The sequence below is a fragment of the Paenibacillus amylolyticus genome, from assembly GCF_003719335.1.
Lineage (GTDB): Bacteria > Bacillota > Bacilli > Paenibacillales > Paenibacillaceae > Paenibacillus > Paenibacillus amylolyticus_D.
On the sequence record NZ_RIAS01000002.1, the window covers coordinates 149,985 to 172,444 of the forward strand.

Sequence of the window (22,460 nt, forward strand, 5' to 3'; positions counted from 1 at the left end):
TGATAATTTTCAGGATTATGAGATAACATTATTTTGTAGTGGGAGGATTTTTTATGAGAAGGACTTTTGTATTGATTCTGACTTCTATGCTGTTACTTGTGGCATGCTCAAATTCAGGGCATAATGAACTTCAAAGTTGGGCATTTGATGTCGTAACTTGGAAGAATGGGGTTTACAAGGTGACAACTGACACTGTTCCTACAACTGATGTGGAAATCGAGATTGGAACAATTAAAAAACACTCTACAAATGAGAGCGATAAATTACCAAATCTGTTCTCTAACAAGTATAAAAAAGGGACAAAATTATTTAAAGTAAAAAATGTAGAGACAAACGATTATATTGCAGTAGAAGATAATGAGACTTACTATAGAGCAGTAAAGATGGATGGAATGAATACAGAAGCCGATTAAGGCGCTGTATTCATTCCATCATTTTAAGATGTAGATTCCTCTACAAGTTATAATTCAGAGATGATCTTAAGATTTTGTGAATTTATAAGCTACTCATTAGTTCCCACTTTAATAATACTCACGTCCTCATTGATTGGAATATACTCATTGTCGCACATACGTATTTGGAAAGAGGATAGGCACTACATTACTTTAAACAAAGAAGGTTTATCTTACTTCATTCTGTTGAAGTGGATAAGCCCTTATTTTTTCCTATTGGGATTCGGAAAATTTATTGGTCAGATGCTGGAATCTGAGTCTCGGCAATGTGGATTAACTCTTCCAGTGGAACCACACCTTCTCGCACACCAAGCGTATAGTGGTATGCATACTTGGTTTCAGGATCCTGATAGACCCACATTAATTCTGTGAAGTCACCGCCGTATGTTCGCGCAATCACATCTTGCCCGTGAATTTTTATTTTACGACTGGTGGTGTTGAGATCCTCATCATATGAAGCGATCAGTGGTTCGTTATCCTTGTTATTCATAATACTTAGCGAGATTTCATTCTGTCCGCTAACGTAGGTCAAGGAAGTAAGCCAGAATTGATCGGTTACAGGCACAGGCATTAGCGCATGATCCTGGCCAGAAGTTTGAGCTTGAAGGCGCAGCTCTTGAACCAGGGCTTCTCTTTTTTCATCGGAAAGCTCATACAAATCCTGTTTGTACTCCATACGCACACTAGCCTTCTGGAAAGCATATGTACGTGAAGCACCCGTAAGCTCTTGGGATAGCGGCATGCCTGGGACATGAAGCATCTGGTTTAATTTCTCAAAATTCTCAACGATAAGCGGATTCGCTCGGATATCCACGATGTGCTCAGGATTATTCGGTACCACGTAGATCATTGCGGCTTCACCGGGTTTGATCTCATTCATCCAGATTTCGTTCATACGTTCCATGCGTTTCTGCTCTTGTTCCGATGGATGGGGTACAGGATCAGCAGATAGTGGTTTTTCTTCCAAAAGCACATCCCCATTGTCGGTGAATAACGACTGATAGTTCATCGCCGCAAATCCGGTGGAAGCTGTGAGCAACAGGCCGACAACGAGCAGGATGCCAATGCGATGTTTCACGATGAAACGTTCTTTCGGTACGGATTCTTTATTAATTTGGCTCATGATCCGATCTTGCAAGGTGGTACCGGAAGGTTCAACTTTTTGAAATAGTGTTTTTAGATCGTGATCGGGATCGTTGTGACTCAATTGGCATTTCCTCCTCGTATCTGACATAGTTTTTTCTAAACTTTTCAGCCGCTCTCTGAAATTTTTTCCGTAAATAGGCGGCATTCTGATTCAAAATAAGACTGATATCCTGGTAACTCTTATCCTCGACACAGCGCAGGATCAGCAAGCTGCGTTCCTCTGCGGATAGCACTGCGAGAGCGTGTAAGACATCGGGATTGTAATATTTGTGATCGATCGCTTGGTCGACATGATTGTTATCTCGGTCATTTTTGTACAGGAAAGGCAGTAGCCTCGTAACCTTGCGCTTGCGAAGCACATCAATGGAGTGGTTGTAGGCAATCCGATACAGCCATGCTTCGAAAGGACGGTCGGGTTGATACGTGTGCAGTCCGCGATAGGCCTTCAGGAATACTTCCTGACTACAGTCCTCTGCTTCGCCGTAATCCCCCAGCATGTGGTAACAATAATTGAAAATAAATTTCTCACAGCGGATGACGATCTGGGCGTACTTCTCTTTATTCCCTTGCAACACATCTGTGATAATCTGTTGAATTGGTTCTTCCAAGTAATTCCCCCCTAACATATAGTATGACGGAATGAGAGATACAAAATGTGACAGGTAGGATAAAAAAGAACATATAGAGAATAACTTTAGGCGCCCACTCGTTTGAATAAAAGAAAAAACACCCCGGAAAGGAGGTGTTACAGTTCACAACATCTAAGATTAGTTTGTTTCAGAAATTACGATGAGTAACTCGTGATGAATGTAAAATGTTTATTGATTAAAAACTAAGATGGGGGTGTCTCCCATTTATTAGACAAATTCGCTTTTATTTTGACCGCATCATGAATCTGGCGTTCGAACATCACTCGATCCGGATCATCTGGGGCCTTGTCCATCATCTTCTTTACACTATACCCTGTGATCCCATCCACAGTTATCGTTCCACTGTTCTCAATAAACAAAAATGGTACGTAAACGGCTTCGCCATTACTTTTAATAAACCAGGCATTCGCTGTATCGTCATATTCATGGAAATTCACCAAATATCCTTGCACATGATCCCAATCCTTTGCTTGTTCACCACTTTTCATATCAATTAAAAATTTCTCCAAATAGTTGATGGCAGCAGCGACCATCTTATCTTTATATGGTGAATCGCCATAATTAGGTTGATGCGGCTCTTGGATATCCATTTGAGTGTAATCTACAACCTCATATTTCTCTTGTGGCCAGGCAGAATCCTTCGGAAATAAAAGTGAATCACAGTAAACTATCCCGTTTTTGAGTTTGAAATAAGCAAGCCATTCTTCGTCTTTTTTTTCTTTAGGGTTGATTGCATAGATTTTACCGTTGTAGTTTCGTATTTCTAACTGGATGTTCTGCCCAATATTTTTCTCGAAAGCTGTAATATTCTGCCCTGAGTTTTCATGATTTGATCCTGAATTGTACCACAATTGATCATTGATATAATTTTGCAGTGCTGCTTTGATCGCATCAAGTGTGTACCCTGCGGGCAAAATACTCTCAGATTTAGTTTGAGTCTCCTGTTTCTCAGAGGCTTGATTTGTAGTTGTACAGGAAACGAGTAACATTCCAAGAGCAAAGAATAGAAAAAGGCAGATTCGCTTCAATTTGTTCACCTTCTAAATAAGAATTTTAATTTAATATAGTGCAACAGCAGGGCATATCTCTACTGTTGCACTATATAGTGAAAATAGATCAATTATTTCGTATTAAAGAATATATTATGGGAGTTTCTTTTCGCTGCTGTATTTAGTCTGGAATTCGATGTAATTGCAGATCTGGAAGTAGGGTTCTGGAAAACATCTGTAGTATCAAAAACCACGACAATATCCTTAATATCTACAAAAGTACTTCCACCATTGAAACTATATTTGATGCCTGAGCCTGTAGGTGACTTATCTTGGCTAACGCCTGTTAAAAAGTATGAAAGTCCTACAAAATAGAGTTGATTGGAAATTCCTGTAGGTTTTGTTATGAATTCATTATAGTCAGCTGTGCTAGAAGTAGTCAACAAGGTGCAGGCAATCCATACCGCATTGCTCCAGCGTGGAGAACTGGTATTCGGAACACGTGCATTTGTTGTACCACTGCTTCCACCCGTGAGGGGTTCAAAAGCGCCAGATTTAGTGGCTACTCCCCGATAGGTGCTGCCACCAAAGACAGAAGAATTTTGATTTTTTCGGTTAATCAAGACCCAAGCTACTGCATTTTGGTCTGCAGTCAAAACGGTGTTTTCACCATATATTAATCGAGATAGTAGTTCTACATCAGATAAATTATCATACCATTTCGATGAGTAGGAGATTGATTTTCCAAAATCTGAGCTATTCATCAGACTTGTTCTCCAATTGTGTATTCTGATAGCCGTATTATCTGAAGCCATAGCAGAGACAGAGTCATCTGTCATTGATCTCAGATGGTCCGTACCGACTATATATTTGTTATTTACAGAATCATAGTATTGACGACCATTATAGTACCAACCGGTCTCGGCATCATAGTATAAAGAATGCAAACGGATTGGATTAATTACGCCAATGAATTCAGTATCTTCACTACGGTCTATCCATTTTCCGTTGCTATCTTGTCCTAATATATAAAGTGTCTTTCCATCCGTGTCATATTGATATTTTGCAACTTCATTTCCTTCACTGTCATTAATCGCTATAACATTAAGGTCATCATCTTTAATGTAATGATAGACGTTCTCATCTACAATCAGTCCATCGATAAGAGCGGTAGATTCATCGTAAATAAATTGAATATTTTGATTGCTGTTGGACTCAGATATCAGTTGCGAGTCTTGATTATAGGTATAGTTGACGATATCATCGGGAATCTTTTTTGAAACTCTATTGTTATTAGAGTTATAGGAGTATACTATTTCCTGATCGTTTAAAAGAACCTTTTCTAGTGTTTGTCCAGTTTCATTTGTATTCCAGATGAGTTCCGTTCCCTGGAGCTTAATTGTCTCCTCATCTGAAGAACTAGCATAAGTGGGCATTGCTACTTGCCCAAAGAGAACTGAGGAAGCTACAGCTACCGAAAGAAAAAACTTGAATTGAACATTCATTTTTTTGAATTTTAAACGCATTCTATTGCACTCCCTACATAGATATTGGTTTGAACTGTTAGGTGTACTAAGAATTTAACAATGGCAAGTGGAAATAAAAGGTTTGATGATAGTAAGCTGGCCAGCTATACCTGAATAGGAATTATTGTAATATATACAAAATGTTCCTATTCTTATATGTTTACTATATCAATTCATAAATGGAATGTATATACAAATGAGAGAATAAAATTATTTTTTATTTCTATGATAAATGTAGTTGAAAGGTGTATGTATGCCTATCATTTAAAAACATAAAAATCTAAATCATATGAAACTAAACCCGTTGTGATCACGTCTACCACAATAGAGAGGTTACCATTTGAAGATGAAGGGATGACATAGTATGAAAAAATGGATACTGTTCGCTACCGCAATATGCGTTGTCACCGTGGCAGGACTTGCGTATGCATCAGCTGCCAAAGTAAGTGCAGCGGCGTCCACACCCGCCTACACCTTAACCGTGAACGGCAAAGAGATACAGACGAGTAAAACGGGACTGATGCCTTTCGAGAATAAAGGAACCGTCTTGGTGCCTTTGCGTGCGACGGCAGAATCTCTGGGGTATGAGGTGAGCTGGATCGCAGCGGATAAAGCCATTCGTGTGGAAGACCGCATCCAATCCGTTATCGTGAAAGAGGGAAGCAAACAAGCCAAGTTTACGGGCAAGTTGAAAGTCATCAATCTGACTCAGGATGTAGAGTTGCCTGTACCCGTTCAATCCAGAAAAGGCGTAACCTATGTGCCTGCTTCATTCTTTGAACCTTTCTTCAACGAGGTGGTTGTAAAAGAGGGGAACGTGTCCATCTCGGCGCAAATGTCGAGCATTCAATAAGGTTAAGCGAATGACAATCGATGTGTTTAGCTACAGTATGGGTTGACGTATGCGACATGTTCATTGAAACCCGATCCATCCAAATCCAAACCTTTGAAGACTTCCTTCCCTTATGGAATAAGAGTCTTGAAGGTTTTTTTCTTTTTATCAGGCAGATTCCACCGCACCTTATAACACAACCAAACAGACTAAAGCATCTTAGCCCGTATATTACTAACGTAAAATACTGTAATCAGCATGTATATTACCTCAGCTTTTCAACGAAAATATGGAAGAAAATACACCATTAAGATTCATATTCCATAATCTCATTCAAGCTAGGGATTACGCATTTTCCCAAATGGACACATGTTTCAAAAAACGCTTCCAAAATTTCAATTCTGCCCTACCTTTTCGGCTCAGAAGCTGAGATAATGGGGATGGCTAATCCGATGAAGGATTTTAGACGACATAAGGGATAGCGGTTACATGCCGCTTGCATATGAAATGGGAGGAATAGAGATGACCACACAGGTAACAGAACTCATTCAATCAAAACAGGGACAGGCTTTGCTTGCGCAAATGTACGGACCACAGCATGTAGAGGAGCAGGGTGCCCGTTACGAGAAGCTGGACGCTTCGTTCCGGGAGCACTTTGGCGAGCAGGAGCATATGCACTTGTTCAGTTCCCCGGGCCGCAGTGAGATCGGCGGTAATCATACGGATCATAACCATGGTAAAGTGCTCGCGGGAAGTATTACGCTGGATACGATTGCCGTGGCTGTGCCGACAGGCGACAACGTGATTACGTTCTACTCTGAGGGATATGACAAAAAGTATGTCATCAACCTTGCAGACTTGAAGCCTAACGCAGAAGATGACGGTACAACCGGATTGATTCGTGGTATGGCTGCGGGCTTTGTGGAGCTTGGTTTCAACATCGGCGGATTCAAAGCGGATATCTCCAGTAACGTATTTGCGGCTTCAGGTGTAAGTTCTTCTGCATCCTTCGAAATGTTGATCTGCACGATCCTGAACCATTTCTATAACGATGGCAAGCTGGATGTCGTGACGCTGGCTAAAATCGGACAATATGCCGAAAATCATTACTGGAACAAACCGTCCGGCCTGCTGGATCAGATGGCCTGTGCATATGGCGGTCTGATCTCCATCGATTTTGCGAATCCGGCTGAACCTGTGATTGAGCCTGTGGAGTGGAATTTCCAAGAAAACGGATATTCCTTGGTCATCGTGAATACAGGCGGCAACCATGCCGACCTGACAGAAGATTATGCTTCTGTGCCTAACGAGATGAAAGCTGTTGCGAAAGCACTTGGCGCCGAGTATGTTCGTGAGATTTCAGAAGAAGATATTTATGCAAAATTGCCTGCGATTCGTGAAGCAGCCGGAGACCGTGCGGTATTGCGTGCATTGCACTTCCTGGCTGAGAATAAACGCGTCGATGGACAGGTTTCCGCTTTGCGCGAAGGGCGTTTTGCTGATTTCTTGTCACTGATCACCGCATCGGGTAACTCCTCATGGAAATGGCTGCAGAACGTGTATCAAGGCGGGGCTTCCCGTGAACAAGAAATCTCCGTTGCGCTTGCCTTGACCGAGAACTATCTGAGCAACCTTGGCGATGGCGCATGTCGTGTACATGGCGGTGGATTTGCAGGTGTTATTCTGGCGATTGTGCCAAATGAGAAGGCAGAAGAGTATATGAACTGGATGCGCGGTATGCTGGATACGCCAGTTATTGTCGTTAATGTTCGTCAGCACGGTTCCATCTGCTTGAATGCAGAACTGAATTAATCAGGCTTGACTATAGCTATAAAAAGACAGAATAAATTCAAAAGCGGACTCGGGTAGGATATTCCTTCCTGAGTCCGCTTTTTGTTTTAAGATCGAGATCCACGAATAGTCTCATGCAACAACGTTGAGATTGTCATTGTTTTGGAAGGATTCGGATCAACGATATGTTTATACTGACGATTGCTGCTGTTTACTGCTCAGCTACATTGCGCATTTTGGAAGCAAACAGGAAGCAAGCAAGGATGTAAACCACACTAAGTAACAGATAAGGCAATTGCAGCGAGAACAAACGGTCGAAAAAGGTTTCGCTCACACGAACGAGTAATCCGCCCAGCAAGGTGCCGATTGCACTGATACCAAAGGACAGGAAACGGAATACACTGCCTACACGTCCGAGCAGTTCGTTTGGAACGGAGCGCTGCAGGATCGACGAACGCACCACGTTATAGACAACAATGAAAAAGGCTGCGCAAAAGTACAGGCCGCCGACCACATACGAATTGGACGTCAGGCCAACAGCCCCATAGAGCAGACCCATCGACAGGATGGAAAGCAGAATGAGCTGCTTGGAACTCCACCGTTTCCGCATATAAGCCACAGCCTGACTGCCCAGAATACTGCCGATGGTCGCAATGGAAATCAGAATACCGAAGGCATACGCTTCCAACCGTAATACTTCACGTACAAAGAAAATTTGAGTCACCAGAATCATCGAGAACATTAACGTAATCGTTACCGACAAGATGGCCAGGCCGCGAAGAAAACGGTCTTGAAACACATACCGAATGCCGGACCACATCTCGCGTTTCCAATTTTTCAACGGGCGAGTTTCCTCTTCCGATTCATCCTGAGTCGTTTGTTTGGTAGTTTCGGCTGATGATTCCTGAACCTCGGATGCGTTTGATTCCGCGGGATGGAAGCTGCCGCGTAAACCCATGATAAGTAATAGCGAGAGTACAGCGGTTACCGTGTCGATAGCAAATGGGTAAACGATATGCATCGTAATAATAAAACCGCCCAGCGCCACGCCGAGAATATCACTGGTGATCAGTTGCCCGGCAGTAAATTGGCCGTTGGCTTTTTCCAGCTTTTTCTCCTCCACAACCTGAGGAATAATCGTCTGCACGGTGCTGTCAAAGACAACGCGGCTTAGACCAATCCCAAACATAAACAAGGCAAGCAGGGGGATGCTGATCCAGCCTCCCCAGATACATATCGTTAGGAACAATAGAAATATCATCCGGGTAAAGCTGGCTCCAACCAGCATATGTTTGCGTGAATATCGGTCGATGAGTACGCCAACCGGCAGGCTGAAAATCAGCCATGGCAACCGCAGGGCAGTCATCGTAATGGATGCATATAATGTATCCGTTGTTAGGGTGGAGACAAGCCAGGGTACGGCAGTGAGAGTTAATCCATCTCCTAGAAAAGCAAGGGAAAAGGCACCGAACAGCTTGGAGTAGTTTGATTTTGATTTCATATATTCCTCCGTTCGTGATTAATTTAAAGATTTTCTATAGTACAAATTTATGTCATTTATTAGAAATTTTCAAATTTTGGAGATCATATGATTCTTGTTTTCTTCAAGAAGTGTCGTTCATATATGCATTTATTGTCGAATTACAGTGTCGAATATTGTAATAAAATGTAGATAAAATGAAAAAAGTACGAATTATATTAGAAAAAAGTATGAAGTGGTATAAAAGATTGGTTTTTGTTTTTTATTGTAGAAAATTGGCACGGAAAAGAGTATAGTTGAGGAAGAATTTAACTGTTCATTTCTGACATTTAGGTTGTAAACAATATACTGGAATTTTACAGTATATTGACCGAAATAAATACATTAATTATGAATTTAATGGAGGGTACATATGAGTTCTTTTAAGAATTGGTTGAATTCAACGAAACAGGGGTTAGAAGATCAAGTTAAGCGATTCAAAAACAAAGATTTCATGGATGCTGTAGTAGCTGGCTGTGCACTGGTTGCATTTGCAGATGGCTCCGTTGATGCCTCAGAGAAGAACAAGATGGCAGGGTACATTAACCTGAGCCAGGAATTGAAGGTTTTTGATATGACAACGGTAATTGAAAGATTCAATCATTATGTGAATAATTTCGAATTTTCCCCTGAGATCGGGAAGCAGGAAGCTTTGAAGGCGATTGCCAAGTTCAAGTCCAAACCTGAAGTGGGGCGTGTCATTGTAGGAGTATGCAGTGCTATTGGTGCTGCTGATGGTAACTTTGATGATCAAGAGCGTAGAGTAGTGACGGAAATTTGTACCGTTCTGGGCCTGAACCCGGGTGAGTTTAGTCTGTAATGTCCGTGTGATAGATAAGCTGAAAGGAGGTGAATATTAGTGGCCGGTATTAACTTGGTAAAGGGACAGAAAATCGATTTAACCAAAGGTAAAGCTGGATTAACCCAGGTGATCACCGGTTTGGGTTGGGACCCTGTAGCCTCGAAGGGGTTTTTCGGAAGAAAAAAACAGGCCAATATCGACTGTGACGCTTCAGCTTTGCTATTAGATGAAAATGGAAAGTTAACAAAAGAAACGAATCTGGTTTGTTTTCATAACAAACAGAGTTTATGTAGATCCGTCGTTCATTCCGGAGATAATTTGACGGGCGAAGGTGAAGGGGACGATGAGCAAATCAAAATTAACCTCTCCATCGTACCTGCTGATGTTCATAAAATTCTGATCGTCGTGAACATATATGATTGTGTTAATCGTAAACAGGATTTTGGAATGATTGAACGTGCTTATATTCGTATCCTGGATGGCGGCAGTTCGCAAGAATTGGTGCGTTTTAACCTCTCCGATAGCTATGCGGGTATGACGGCTCTCATCTGTGGAGAACTGTACCGACATGGTGGCGAATGGAAATTCTCAGCTATTGGTGAAGGCGCTCATGCTGTACATATCGATGAGCTTGCTCGTCGTTATACGTAAATATAAGGATTATCTGAAATGAATTTAGCTTCTAAAATATTATAGTGAGCGGAGATGAATCTTGAATGGCTATTAATTTGTCTAAAGGTCAAAAGATTGATTTAACAAAAACGAACCCGGGACTGGCTAAAATTACTGTAGGTTTGGGCTGGGATACAAACAAATATGACGGCGGCAAAGATTTTGACCTCGATGTCTCCGTATTCTGCGCTAACGCTGACGGTAAAGTGGACGGGGAGAAAAACTTTATTTTCTTCAATAATCCGCAAAATGAGAACGGTTCTGTCGTGCATACAGGTGACAACCGCACTGGGGAAGGCGACGGCGATGATGAGCAAATTAAAATCGACCTGCCTAACGTTCCGGCTAACGTTGAGAAAATCGCGTTTACCATTACGATCTATGAAGCTCAAGAACGCAGCCAGAACTTTGGACAAGTATCACGCGCTTACGTGCGTATTGTAAACGAAGCAAATTCCGAAGAATTGATCCGTTTTGACTTGGGCGAAGATTTCTCTATTGAGACAGGTGTTGTCGTTGGAGAGTTGTACCGTCATAGCGGTGAGTGGAAATTCAGCGCAATCGGCAGTGGTTACCAAGACGGTCTGGTTGGACTGACTCGGGATTATGGCTTGCAATAGAATTGTTAATCAAGCTGTGAATGTATAGTAAGACAGGAAAGCCGTCGATCTGACGGTTTTCCTTTTCATTACATGAAAATCTTATTTTGAAAAGAAGGGTGGAAGAACAGATGACGATTAGCTTGGCTAAAGGACAGCGAATTGATCTTACGAAAACAAACCCTGGTTTGACTAAAGTTGTCGTGGGCCTGGGATGGGATACCAACAAATACAGTGGCGGAGTCGATTTCGACTTGGATGCGTCAGCTTTCCTGCTTCATGAGGACGGCAAAGCCAAAGGAACAGACGATTTTGTCTTTTATAACAATCCAACAGGCGGCGCAGGATCTTTGACTCACACTGGAGATAACCGTACGGGTGAGGGAGAGGGTGATGATGAGCAGATTATCGTAGATTTCAGCAAGATCCCTGCAAACATCACCAGAATTGGTATTACAGTAACGATCTATGATTATGAAGCGCGTGCACAAAATTTTGGTCAGGTATCCAACGCTTTTGTTCGTGTTGTGGATGCCTCCAGTGATCGCGAGGTTTTACGTTACGACCTGGGCGAAGACTTCTCCACCGAGACGGCTGTTGTTTTCTGTGAATTTTATCGTTCGGGTGCAGACTGGAAGTTCCAAGCGATCGGCAGTGGTTTTGCTGGCGGACTCGCCGCGTTATGCCAGAATTATGGACTAGACGCGAAATAAGATAAGGATAGGAGAATCTGTTATGGCTGTAACCGTCGTCAAAGGGCAAAAAACGGACCTCACTAAAACGAATCCCGGGCTTACCCGGCTTACGGTGGGCATTGGCTGGAATTCTTCTCCTGCGCTTGAGCTAGACACATCTGCATTTTTACTCGGTGCTAGCGGAAAGGTATCGGGCGATGAAGATTTTATCTTTTATAACCAGCCAACAGGCGGATTTATTACCTACAAAGATACACCGCAACAAACGGATAAAAAGCAGTTTGAACTTGATCTGAGCCAAATTCCTGCGCGTATTGAAAAAATTGCATTCAGTCTGACGATCTATGAAGGTGAGTCTAAAAACCAGAGTTTCAGCCAGGTTCAGAACACCTATATTCGTTTTGGTCATGCGAATAGCGGACAGGAAGCGTTACGGTATGATTTAGCCAGTGGTTTTACTGTGGAAACGGCGATTGTTATCGGCGAGTTATACCGACATAACGGAGAATGGAAATTCAACGCTGTAGGTGCTGGTTTTTCTGGTGGACTGGGTGCACTATGCAGTAACTTTGGCGTGAGTGTGGAGAACGACGCTTCCTCTTCACAGCCCGTCCCTCCAGTGCCTCAGCCACCTGCACCGAAACCTCCAGCCCCACCTGCTCCACCACCTCAACCCAAGATTGAGTTGAACCTGAGCAAGATTGAGCTGAAGAAGAAGGGCGATACCATCAACCTGAAGAAAAATGCAGGTGGACTTGGTGAGATTCTAATTAATCTGAACTGGAATCAACAGACGAGCAAGGGATTGTTCGGGCGAAACAAAAGCGTGGATCTGGATTTAGGCTGCCTTTTCGAAATGAAGGATGGCAGTAAAGGAGTGATCCAGGCGTTAGGTGAATCGTTTGGTTCTTTGAATCGGTATCCTTACATTGCTCTGGATGGGGATGACCGGACAGGTTCAGTGAAAACGGGAGAGAATCTGCGTATAAATGGTGCACGTATTTCCGAAATTAAACGACTTCTTGTATTCACCTACATTTATGAAGGGGTTACGAATTGGTCGCAAGCGGACGGCGTTGTCACCATTAATCAGAAGGACGGCCCGGATATTATCGTGCGTATGAATGAACATGGAAGTTCCTTAGGTATGTGCGGAATCGCTATGTTCAGCAACGTGAACGATGAAACATTCAGTATTGAGAGGATTGTTCAGTTCTATAATGGACACCGCGCTCTGGATGAAGCCCATGGATGGGGTATGCGCTGGACTGCCGGCAGTAAATAACAATTTGAGTTAGCGGAGGCTCTCTGTTCATGTTTAGTGATTTCTTTAGAAGTATTAGTGAGAATTATGGTCATTTTTTCTCTTGGACCGAGATCGTAGCCACACTCTCTGACCCTGTAAGTTGGGGAATCATCGGCAGTTTGATCTTGCTTGAAGGGCTTTTGTCCGCAGATAATGCGCTGGTACTTGCTGTTATGGTTAAGCACCTGCCGAAGGAGCAACAGAAGCGCGCTTTGTTCTATGGTATTTTAGGTGCGTATATTTTCAGGTTTATTGCCATAGGGCTTGGAACATTCCTTGTCAAGATTACCTTGGTCAAGGTACTCGGAGCGTTGTACCTTCTCTATATTGCTTACAAAGGACTATTCAAGCCTCAGGAAGAGGAGAATCAGGAAGGAAAGCAATACTCGTTCTGGAAAACCGTACTTATGGTCGAACTGATGGACATTGCCTTCAGTATCGATAGTGTTATTGCTGCGTTTGGTATCAGTGAGCAGATTTGGGTGTTGTTCCTCGGAGGAATTATCGGGGTACTCATGATGCGGGGAGTTGCCCAAGTGTTCCTCAAACTCATTGACAAGTTTCCTGAATTGGAAAAAGCGGCATTTATCCTTATTGCCATCATTTCCGTAAAAATGATGTTGAGTGCTTTTGGCTTCCATATCCCTAACGTACTCTTCTTCTCGTTACTGATTGTTGTATTTGTTGGAGCGATGTTGATGAGTTCCGCTAGAAAGAAAAAGGAAAATCAAGGCCAGGCCTAGTTTTAAAAATCACCACACCTATTATCAATCCCTCCGCATCTTGGAGGGATTGGTTTTTATACCCCGACAGCATTCATTTTATTGATGCAGACTGACTTCTAGTCAGAAGTGCAAGGAGGAGAATAACCTGAAATATTTTAGTTTTTTGAATGCAGAGGAAGAAGAAGCTTTATTTTTCTCTTCGCCCGTATCGTTTAGTCATCGAACCTCCAAAGAAATACTGGCATACGCTGTTGGGGCTGCTTTATACATGCCGGCCACACGTCCGCATATAGCAGACGATATTTTACAACGTAAACATGAAGGGCTTACAACCATCGTTATCGATCTGGAAGATGCGGTAGGCGACGAGCAAGTCGAATTTGCGGAACAGTGTCTGTCTCAGCAACTTGGACTTATTGCAGAGTATATGGACACAGGGATTTTGTGCTCCAATCACATGCCTTTATTATTTGTCCGGATGAGATCACCCGAACAGCTGGAACGCTTGATAGAAATGCTGGGAGAAAAAATCTCTTTATTAACTGGTGTTGTATTGCCGAAGTTTAGCTGTGAGAATGGACGTGCTTATTTGCAGCTTGTTCACCAATATAATCAGCAGAAAGAACGCTCACATCCACTCTTATATGCAATGCCCATTTTGGAAACGGCAGAAGTGATCTACCGCGAGACACGTTGGCAGACATTAATGGATCTGAAACAGATTGTGGATGAGTATGCACCGTATATATTGAACATCCGAATCGGAGCTACAGATTTCTCAAGCCTGTTCGGTCTAAGGAGAAGCCCGGAACTTACAATATACGACATTGCAACGATACGTGACTGCATAGCGGACATTGTTAATTTATTCGGTCGTGCAGAACAGGGATATGTAATATCCGGGCCGGTCTGGGAGTATTTTAGCCAGCGTGAACGTGTATTTAAACCCCAATTAAGGCAGACGCCATTTGAGGAATCTCTTGGCAAGACAGGCCGAAATCTCAGAATGAAATATATTACGAATTCCATGGACGGACTCATGCGTGAAGTGATGATGGATAAGGAGAACGGTATTGTAGGTAAAACGATCATTCATCCGACGCAGATCAAGCCTGTTCAGGCGATGTATGTGGTTACGCATGAGGAATTCATGGACGCACAGGGGATTGTCGCTCGAAATGATGGAAGCCTGGGGGTTTTTAAAAGCACGTATACCAATAAAATGAACGAAATTAAACCGCATTTAAGTTGGGCTAAACGAATCTTGATCCGATCACAAATATATGGGGTGTTACATGAACAGCAGCATTTTGTCGGGCTCCTGCCCAAACACGAACAGACTTACGTTTCCTATTCTTGATCAGTTCGAGGTCATGATCGAGTCTACACATAATCCGCTCGCAATTCCATTGGAAAATCTGTTCTCCATGGCGGCACGCCTGAATAAAAAGAGATCATTTCTCTTTGTCAGTAAGCTGCTCGGCAAGCATATTGCCGTTAATCCGTATACTTCACTTTTAAGTGGTGCTGCTCTGGCCGTTCTATTGTATGAGCATGTAACGCATGGACAAGACAAGCGTACTATAGAGTGGAAGCAGCAAATGGTCCGTGGACTGATTGATCCAGAGCGGGCCCGTGAAGCCTATGAATATCTGTTGGGTGTGCAGATGAGTTTGCCTGAAGATATTCGCTTCGTTGGTTTTGCCGAAACAGCTACAGCGCTGGGACACAGCATGTACGAGCTATTTGCGGACCGTGCAACGTACATTCATTCTACGAGAGAATACCTTCCCGAGATTGAACCGGATATTCAGTTTGAGGAAGAGCATTCCCATGCGATGTCTCATCGCTGTTATGCACTGGATTCCAGCTCGCTTGCAGAGGGTGGGCCACTTGTTCTTGTGGATGATGAGATTACAACAGGCAACACCACGTTGAACATTATTCGGGATATTCAGCGTAATTTTCCGCGTGGGCAATATTATATTGCTTCTTTACTGGATTGGCGTACGGATGCTGATGAACAACGGTTTGCTTCATTAGAAAATGAACTCGGGATAACCATCACCCCTCTCTCTTTGTTGAAAGGGAAAATTCAAGTGACGGGTGAGCCGGCGATCGAGGTCTCGGGAAAGAAGCAGGTTTCTGAATCCTCATCTGTGATAAGTACTATCTCTGTAGCAGGCGAAATGGAGTCTTGGGATGCAGTATCCGCAGATTCGGAAGGGAATCGCTGTCCACTTCCTTACCTGAAGTACACAGGTCGATTCGGCATTTCATCGGCATTTAATTCAACATTGGGTGCGGGTATCTCAAGGATTGCATCCATTTTACGTGAGAAGAGGAAGGGAAAACGAACCCTTGTCATGGGAACGGGTGAGTTTATGTATATCCCGATGCGAATTGCAGCTGAGATGGGGGATGGTGTTCTCTATCAGTCTACGACTCGAAGTCCAATCTATACCGTCAATCGCCCCGGATATGCTGTTGTTTCAGGTGAAGGATATGCCTCTCCAGAAGATCCGGCTGTTCGAAATTATATTTACAATATATTGCCTGGGCAATATGATGAGATTTTTATTTTGATGGAAAGACATATGCCAGAAGAACGTATGCGGCCTATGCTTGATGTGTTGTTACAACTCGGATGTAAGCAAATACATGTGGTGTACTGCGGTGCTGCACAGGAAGGCTGAGAAGACAAGCGATGAACTTACCTGCAATTGAAAGCATATTAAAGAACCAAATTAAACCTCCTGAGCCAATGGGGAGTTATGACCCGTCCGATGTTATATTTCTGTTAAAGGATTTAAGTAATATTTCGTTAGAAAAAGAGACCGGGGAGCGTGAACGTGCTATTCAGTCGGGCGTGCATTATTCAGAGATGCTGCCTGTGGAGTATCACCCTTCGGATGAATATATTGAGTTGTTTCACGAGACATTAGCACAATCTGCTCAAAAAGTAGCCAGAGCTGCCGCAACGGTAGCGGAGATTATTGTGCGCAAGCGGGGATTGAACACCGTTCTTGTCTCGCTGGCTCGTGCAGGAACACCGATTGGCATTTTGGTCAAACGTTATATTTCCATGAAATATAACGTGGATATGCCTCATTACAGCATTTCCATTATCCGTGGAAAAGGAATAGATGAGAATGCCATTCTATATATCTGGCAACAGCATGGGCTGGATATGCCGATCCAATTCATCGATGGCTGGACAGGCAAAGGGGCCATTCGCAAGGTGCTGGTCGATGCCTGTGACAGCCTGGATCAACGTTATGGTATTCGATTGGATGACAATCTAGCCGTACTCGCTGACCCTGGTCATTGCTCAGATACCTACGGCACCCGAGAAGATTATTTGATTCCAAGTGCTTGTCTGAACTCGACTGTATCGGGGCTGATGAGTCGAACGGTGCTGCGGGATGACCTTATTGGACCGAATGACTTCCATGGAGCCAAATGGTACAAGGAATGGGCTTCTTCTGATCTGTCGACGATGTATGTAGACAAGATTTCAGAATATTTTACCAAAGTTGAAACGGAGGCCTCGCTTCAAGCAGAGGATGCACTAGCCCATCCTCCAGAAGTCACGTGGCAGGGGATGAAGGATATTCAATCCATTCAGCAGACGTTTGATATCCAAGATGTAAATCTGATCAAGCCAGGGATTGGAGAGACGACACGGGTACTGCTGCGCCGTGTGCCTTGGAAAATTCTGATCGACCGTCCGAACAATCCTAACCTGAAACATATCATGCTGCTTGCTCATGACCGTGGAGTTCCCGTAGAGGTGTTCCCTGGGCTAAGTTATTCATGCTGCGGCATTATCCGATCTGTAAAGGGGGGCGGCGAATGATCTATGCAAGTGATTTGGATCAGACACTGGTCTATTCTCGCCGTTCTATGGGTGTTGCCGAGGATGCGCCCGGATTGGTTCCTGCAGAATGGATTCGTGGTGAGTTATCTGCCTTTATGTCAGCTGAGACGTTGAATCAACTGATGACACTTCCCAAGGATATCCTGTTCGTTCCTGTAACGACACGGACAGTGGTACAGTATCAGCGGATACAGATCTTTCAGCAAGAGGTTATTCCGTCCTATGCGATTACTAGCAATGGTGGCAACATTCTGATGAATGGCAAGGTCGATCCCGCTTGGAACGAGCATGTTCGTTCCAAGCTTCAAAAGCATTCAGCAACGGCTGCCGAGGTGCGCCAGATATTTGACGATGTACTGAACAAGGATTGGGTTGTAGGAGAGCGGCTATGTGATGAGTTGTTTTTCGCTTTTGTCATCCATCGTGATCGCATGCCGGCAGAAGAAGTTACAGAGAAGATCAAACGTGTGGAATCCCTGGGCTGGGAGGCTTCCATTCAAGGCCGCAAGTTATATCTGGTTCCTTCGGCGGTGAATAAACGAGCTGCGGTAGAACATATTCGCCATCAGATTGGCGATGTACCCGTTGTTGCGTCCGGTGATTCTTTACTGGATCGTTGTCTGCTCGATTTTGCAGATTATGCTATTGCGCCTCGGCATGGCGAGTTATACCGCGAGAAACAGCGGAATCCTGAAACAGTTCACTACCAATTCACCGAACATTCCGGTATTTTTGCCGCTGACGAGATATTAAACTATGTTCGCTCTATACACCACGCTGCGATAGGAGATGTTGTCTCATGACCAAGACTCGTATTTATTTTAATCGCTGGTTTTCGGTGGCGTATCACTATATGAATATGATTCGAAACAACGAAGATGGGATGCAGTTCGAAATCTATGGCACACATTCTGATCCGAACAACATGGCGCTTCAGGCATGTGATCATGCAGAGCTGGAGCCGAAGGTGACAGGAAAAGAGTATATTGATTTCTGTGTTGATTTTTGCCGCAGACATCAGATTGATCTATTCATCCCGCGTCTCCACATGCTGGATATCAGCCGGAATACACACCTCTTTGAGGAGGTTGGGACCAAGGTCTTGGTTTGCAGAGATATAGAATTAATGGAAAAGTTGATGGAGAAGGATCACTTCTATGAATCTGTTCGTGAACTCGGAATTATGAGCATTCCCGATTACTTTACGGTCAGCAATGCATCTCAATTCAAACATGCTTATGAAGCACTCACTAACGCAGGACATGAAGTTTGTTTCAAGCCTTGTAACGGTGAGGGCGGTATGGGATTCAGGGTGATTGACAATAGTCGTAATCCCTTGGAAGAACTGTCTGGACATACGCAGAATCGCATATCATTTGAAGATGCATTTCGAGCCTTTTCCTCTGTAGAATCTTTTCCGAATCTTATGGTCATGGAGAGACTTCAGGGATATGAGTACAGTATCGATTGTCTGGCTGACAGTGAAGGGAATCTGCTGGCAGCTGTGCCTCGCCGCAAAGCAGGCGGGCGTTTAAGAAAACTTGAACAAAATGCAGACCTGTTGAACATCGCGAGTGAGGTGGCCAGCGCTTATCGCATTCCATATAACTTCAACATTCAGATGAAATATCAGAATGAAACTCCCAAACTGCTAGAGATTAACCCAAGGATGTCTGGAGGACTACATGTGTCTTGTCTTTCAGGAATCAACTTCCCTTATCTGGCTGTAAAGCTGGCTTTAGGTTATGAGGTAGGGCCTCTAAATCCGCAGTATGGCATACTGGGAAGTCATGTAGAGCAGCCGCTCATTATGGATGAGCAGAAGGTTAGGAGTCATTAAAGAACCGTTGCCAAACATTGACACCTTCTGACTGATTTTTTTACAATACGATTATATAGATGATCTTGACAGGTACACCGCAGCGAAGTGATCAAGTGTAGTCTTCATTTGTTCATTGTATACGATAGTGTTGTTACAGGCAGGAGGAAAACAGATGTTACGCAAAACAAAAATCGGATTAGGTGCACTGATCGGGTATGGACTTGCCGCTGTAAGCAGCTTTTTTGTCCCTGATTTTGTAACCTGGGCCATCCCGGCTTTGGCTACAATGGTTGGTGCCTTGATTCCATCCAGGCCACATGAGCCCGTAGTGAAGACATTGGATTCAAATCGATACCCTGAACCTTCAGCGTTGAATAGCGCATCCAGTGAGCAGGGGACAGTTGACCGTTCGGCTAATCAGCGAATCCATCCAACAACTGGACAAGTAGAGATGACTAGCGCTTCCGAAGACAGTTCAAAGCATAAACAGACGGATATGGACCCTGTTTTTGGGCCGGTCATTGAGTATCTTGAAGTGCTGGAGGATATGGTGATCTCCGAAGGGCAAAAAAATGAACTGGACAATGAAATTGTGGAAAAGTCATTAGCTTTGTTTGCCAGATTGCAACGAGTCATTCCAGCGCTGAAAGAGTTAAACAATGGTGATATTAACCATACGATGCGAAGATTGATTTTGAAAGATCTCAATGGATTTATTAATCCCTTCCTGCGTTTGAGTGGAGAAGCGAAGCGCAACAATCGCCGGATGTTGTTAAATGGCTTGAAGGATGTGGATTCCAAGGTTTCAGAGATTGTATCTACGATTGAGCATAAGGATTTAATGGAGCTTCAGAATAAAGCAGAGCTTATTCATCAAAGGTATAGTAGCTCCGAATTATAGGAGGAGGTTTAGGGATGGCAACGGAATATATTCAACTGAAGCAGGATGATCAGCAGCGAATTAACCAGGAAGCAAGCCAATTAATCCAGAAAGTATCGCAGACGGATGTTGTTCAACTGGATATGCTAATGGATGATATCGGCAAACTGGGTGTCAAGACGCAAGAAAAAGCCGGCCAAACGCTAAAAATGCTGGACCGGCCTGTGAATGATCTGATGTCTGGCAATCGGGCAGAAGTGTCGACGATGATCTTGAAGCTACGCGATGAGTGTGAAAGCTTACAGCAGAGCAAAAATGTTAGTTTTGTAGGACGATTACTGCGCAAAAGCCCACTGAAAAACTATGTCTATCGCTACCAGTCTGTCAGAACCAACATTGATAGTATCATTAATGGTTTGAGAGATGGTAAGGACAATCTGGAAGAGAGCATTGTAAGCATGCGTCAATTAAAACGCTCTTCTATTCAGGAAATCTATAACTTGCAAACCAAAATTGTTTTTGGTAATCAGTTGAAGGAACTATTCGAGGCGGAGATTGCCAAGCCGGAAAATGAGAACCGCAAGGCTCACTTGGAACGTGGCTTGCGCAAGGTCGTTACGCGTACACAATCCATGACCGAGATGATTATGCTCTATAATCAGGCCATTGCGGCTACCGATATTATTAATGATAACAATGATAAGTTGATTGATTCCGTGAACAACGCGATTGATAAAACGGCTAATCTGATCACGGTATCGGCTATGATTGCAATGGCTTTGAATGATCAGGAGAAGGTCATTTCGGCTGTGGAAGCCACGAATAAAACGATTGAAGAGCAGTTCAAGGAGAATGCAAGATTGCTGCGAACCACGACCGAAAAGACAAATGATCTGTTAGCCAAACCGGCGATGTCGATGGAATCGGTTAATCAGGCTATTGGAGATTTGATGTCAGCTCTGGATCTTTCGGAGCAGTCGAATCGCCGTATTATTGAAAGTTGCAATGATTATACAGCGAAGATGACTGCGCTCAATGCAGGCATGAGTGAACGGTTAGGTCTGGAGGCTCCCAAAGCGGGCAGTATTCAGGCTAAAAATCAACCGGATGCGAACGCGTTAAGCTCTTATTTGGATTAGTTCGATGCTTGGCTGCTAGTAAGTTAGCTTATGTATTTATCATAGTTTGTAAAAAGAGAGGCGCCGTGGCGTCTCTTTTTGCTGTTCTGTAGTTGCATCGATGAGAAGAAACTCTCAAGTCCGTAATTGGCATAGGTTTATTCCAATCTCATACGGACGATACTGGGCATACATTGAAGTTTATTGCATACACTGTGAACATGTACATCTTCATCGTGAAGGGGGCAGGACATGTTATCTCTTATTATTGCCGGTATCTTGGGTGTTCTGATCGTCGTAGCAAGCAGTGAAAAGGCAGAGTCCATCGCGGAATTAAATGAACGTTAATATGCTGTATTTTCCGGGAAGTCTTTGATAAGATGAAGGTAAACTTTGGAAGTCGAAGAAGGAGCCGCCCAACATGCTGGAGTTTACTTTCGAAATCATTGATGAGGCCAAAATTAACATTCAATACAAGTATGGCAGTGAGTTTTTTAACTTTAATTTGTTCTGTTCCAATGGAGAATGGAAGTTGCATCCGTTTGATGGCATTCTGATTGAGAACCGGGAGATGTGTCGTCTGATCGTTTCGGATCTGTTACAAAACAAGGATTTTCATGTGATGCTTGCCAAAGAAAAAATCGTATTATCGCGGCTGCGGACCACGGTTAATCTTCAATCAGATGATTCGGAAGAGTTCGAGAGGGATCATCGGTGGGATGATCGGTCATCACAGCACGATGAGTTAATGGATTACATAGAGAATCATAGTTTTGAAGAGGTGCTTGAAATCGAGAAGCAACAGTTAGGGGCAAGAGTGGACTTTTTTCAACAGATTATTCAGAGAATGTTTATGGAAGGAATCGGGCCTGAAGATCCTGACTTTCGCAAGGTTCAGTCCCTTATTAAGATCTATAAAGATACCATAGAAAGTCTGGGTGATATTAACGGTCATCATTTTGGAGATCATCCGCGTAAGAGATGGTAGAACCACATGTGAATTAACTTGGATTGGATAAAATTTTAATAGGCCTGAGAACAATATAACAAGCCCAG

At 43.4% G+C, this 22,460-nt stretch carries 22 protein-coding genes; 17 read left to right on the plus strand and 5 right to left on the minus strand.

Annotated elements, in window-relative coordinates:
• Nucleotides 1-53: 53 nt before the first annotated feature.
• Nucleotides 54-413 carry a hypothetical protein gene (locus tag EC604_RS04485; protein ID WP_123062997.1) on the plus strand — a complete coding sequence of 120 codons (360 nt, stop codon included), beginning with the start codon at nt 54-56 and terminating at the stop codon, nt 411-413.
• 271 nt (nt 414-684) lie between these two features.
• Here EC604_RS04485 and EC604_RS04490 read toward each other — a convergent pair whose 3' ends face one another.
• From EC604_RS04490 to EC604_RS04505, 4 genes are all read right to left on the minus strand, one after another.
• Entirely contained in the window at nt 685-1,659 is a 975-nt protein-coding gene (locus tag EC604_RS04490; RefSeq protein WP_123062998.1) for a DUF4367 domain-containing protein, read from the minus strand.
• Nucleotides 1,607-2,206: an RNA polymerase sigma factor gene (locus tag EC604_RS04495; protein WP_240036659.1), complete on the minus strand. Its 600-nt coding sequence runs from the start codon at nt 2,204-2,206 to the stop codon at nt 1,607-1,609. Before EC604_RS04495 ends, EC604_RS04490 begins: the two co-directional genes overlap by 53 nt.
• 224 nt (nt 2,207-2,430) lie before the next feature.
• Nucleotides 2,431-3,237, minus strand: coding sequence for a hypothetical protein (locus EC604_RS04500; RefSeq protein ID WP_151458046.1), 807 nt, complete (start codon nt 3,235-3,237; stop codon nt 2,431-2,433).
• Between the two features lie 131 nt (nt 3,238-3,368).
• Nucleotides 3,369-4,763, minus strand: a complete 1,395-nt coding sequence (locus EC604_RS04505; protein WP_123063001.1) for a cell wall hydrolase — start codon at nt 4,761-4,763, stop codon at nt 3,369-3,371.
• 364 nt (nt 4,764-5,127) lie between these two features.
• Here EC604_RS04505 and EC604_RS04510 point away from each other — a divergent pair, with 364 nt between their 5' ends.
• Both EC604_RS04510 and EC604_RS04515 read left to right on the plus strand, forming a co-directional pair.
• The gene (locus EC604_RS04510; RefSeq protein ID WP_123063002.1) at nt 5,128-5,616 is read left to right on the plus strand and encodes a copper amine oxidase N-terminal domain-containing protein; all 489 of its coding nucleotides are present in this window, start codon (nt 5,128-5,130) and stop codon (nt 5,614-5,616) included.
• Nucleotides 5,617-6,117: 501 nt separating this feature from the next.
• Nucleotides 6,118-7,407, plus strand: coding sequence for a galactokinase (locus EC604_RS04515; protein WP_123063003.1), 1,290 nt, complete (start codon nt 6,118-6,120; stop codon nt 7,405-7,407).
• Nucleotides 7,408-7,597: 190 nt separating this feature from the next.
• On the opposite strand, the gene EC604_RS04520 is transcribed toward EC604_RS04515, so the two are convergent.
• Complete coding sequence (locus tag EC604_RS04520) at nt 7,598-8,887, minus strand: MFS transporter (RefSeq protein WP_123063004.1); 1,290 nt, start codon at nt 8,885-8,887, stop codon at nt 7,598-7,600.
• Between the two features lie 391 nt (nt 8,888-9,278).
• Here EC604_RS04520 and EC604_RS04525 point away from each other — a divergent pair, with 391 nt between their 5' ends.
• From EC604_RS04525 to EC604_RS04590, 14 genes are all read left to right on the plus strand, one after another.
• Nucleotides 9,279-9,725, plus strand: coding sequence for a tellurite resistance TerB family protein (locus EC604_RS04525; RefSeq protein WP_123063005.1), 447 nt, complete (start codon nt 9,279-9,281; stop codon nt 9,723-9,725).
• 39 nt (nt 9,726-9,764) lie between these two features.
• Complete coding sequence (locus EC604_RS04530) at nt 9,765-10,358, plus strand: TerD family protein (protein WP_123063006.1); 594 nt, start codon at nt 9,765-9,767, stop codon at nt 10,356-10,358.
• 65 nt (nt 10,359-10,423) lie between these two features.
• Entirely contained in the window at nt 10,424-10,999 is a 576-nt protein-coding gene (locus EC604_RS04535; RefSeq protein ID WP_123063007.1) for a TerD family protein, read from the plus strand.
• Between the two features lie 110 nt (nt 11,000-11,109).
• Nucleotides 11,110-11,691 carry a TerD family protein gene (locus EC604_RS04540; RefSeq protein ID WP_123063008.1) on the plus strand — a complete coding sequence of 194 codons (582 nt, stop codon included), beginning with the start codon at nt 11,110-11,112 and terminating at the stop codon, nt 11,689-11,691.
• 22 nt (nt 11,692-11,713) lie between these two features.
• The gene (locus tag EC604_RS04545; RefSeq protein ID WP_123063009.1) at nt 11,714-12,958 is read left to right on the plus strand and encodes a TerD family protein; all 1,245 of its coding nucleotides are present in this window, start codon (nt 11,714-11,716) and stop codon (nt 12,956-12,958) included.
• Between the two features lie 29 nt (nt 12,959-12,987).
• Nucleotides 12,988-13,722 (plus strand): TerC family protein, encoded by a 735-nt coding sequence (locus EC604_RS04550; protein ID WP_123063010.1) that lies wholly within the window; start codon nt 12,988-12,990, stop codon nt 13,720-13,722.
• 145 nt (nt 13,723-13,867) lie between these two features.
• The gene (locus EC604_RS04555; RefSeq protein WP_123063011.1) at nt 13,868-15,064 is read left to right on the plus strand and encodes an HpcH/HpaI aldolase/citrate lyase family protein; all 1,197 of its coding nucleotides are present in this window, start codon (nt 13,868-13,870) and stop codon (nt 15,062-15,064) included.
• Nucleotides 15,000-16,400 carry a phosphoribosyltransferase family protein gene (locus tag EC604_RS04560; protein ID WP_123063012.1) on the plus strand — a complete coding sequence of 467 codons (1,401 nt, stop codon included), beginning with the start codon at nt 15,000-15,002 and terminating at the stop codon, nt 16,398-16,400. The genes EC604_RS04555 and EC604_RS04560 overlap by 65 nt, the downstream gene beginning before the upstream one ends.
• Nucleotides 16,401-16,411: 11 nt before the next feature.
• The gene (locus tag EC604_RS04565; protein WP_123063013.1) at nt 16,412-17,563 is read left to right on the plus strand and encodes a cysteine protease StiP family protein; all 1,152 of its coding nucleotides are present in this window, start codon (nt 16,412-16,414) and stop codon (nt 17,561-17,563) included.
• Nucleotides 17,560-18,387: an HAD family hydrolase gene (locus tag EC604_RS04570; RefSeq protein WP_123063014.1), complete on the plus strand. Its 828-nt coding sequence runs from the start codon at nt 17,560-17,562 to the stop codon at nt 18,385-18,387. Before EC604_RS04565 ends, EC604_RS04570 begins: the two co-directional genes overlap by 4 nt.
• Entirely contained in the window at nt 18,384-19,424 is a 1,041-nt protein-coding gene (locus EC604_RS04575; protein WP_123063015.1) for an ATP-grasp domain-containing protein, read from the plus strand. Before EC604_RS04570 ends, EC604_RS04575 begins: the two co-directional genes overlap by 4 nt.
• Before the next feature lie 154 nt (nt 19,425-19,578).
• Nucleotides 19,579-20,307, plus strand: a complete 729-nt coding sequence (locus tag EC604_RS04580; protein ID WP_123063016.1) for a hypothetical protein — start codon at nt 19,579-19,581, stop codon at nt 20,305-20,307.
• Between the two features lie 14 nt (nt 20,308-20,321).
• A complete protein-coding gene (locus tag EC604_RS04585; RefSeq protein WP_123063017.1) occupies nt 20,322-21,425 on the plus strand; it encodes a toxic anion resistance protein in 1,104 nt (367 codons plus the stop codon).
• Between the two features lie 400 nt (nt 21,426-21,825).
• Complete coding sequence (locus EC604_RS04590; RefSeq protein ID WP_123063018.1) at nt 21,826-22,392, plus strand: hypothetical protein; 567 nt, start codon at nt 21,826-21,828, stop codon at nt 22,390-22,392.
• Nucleotides 22,393-22,460: the final 68 nt, after the last annotated feature.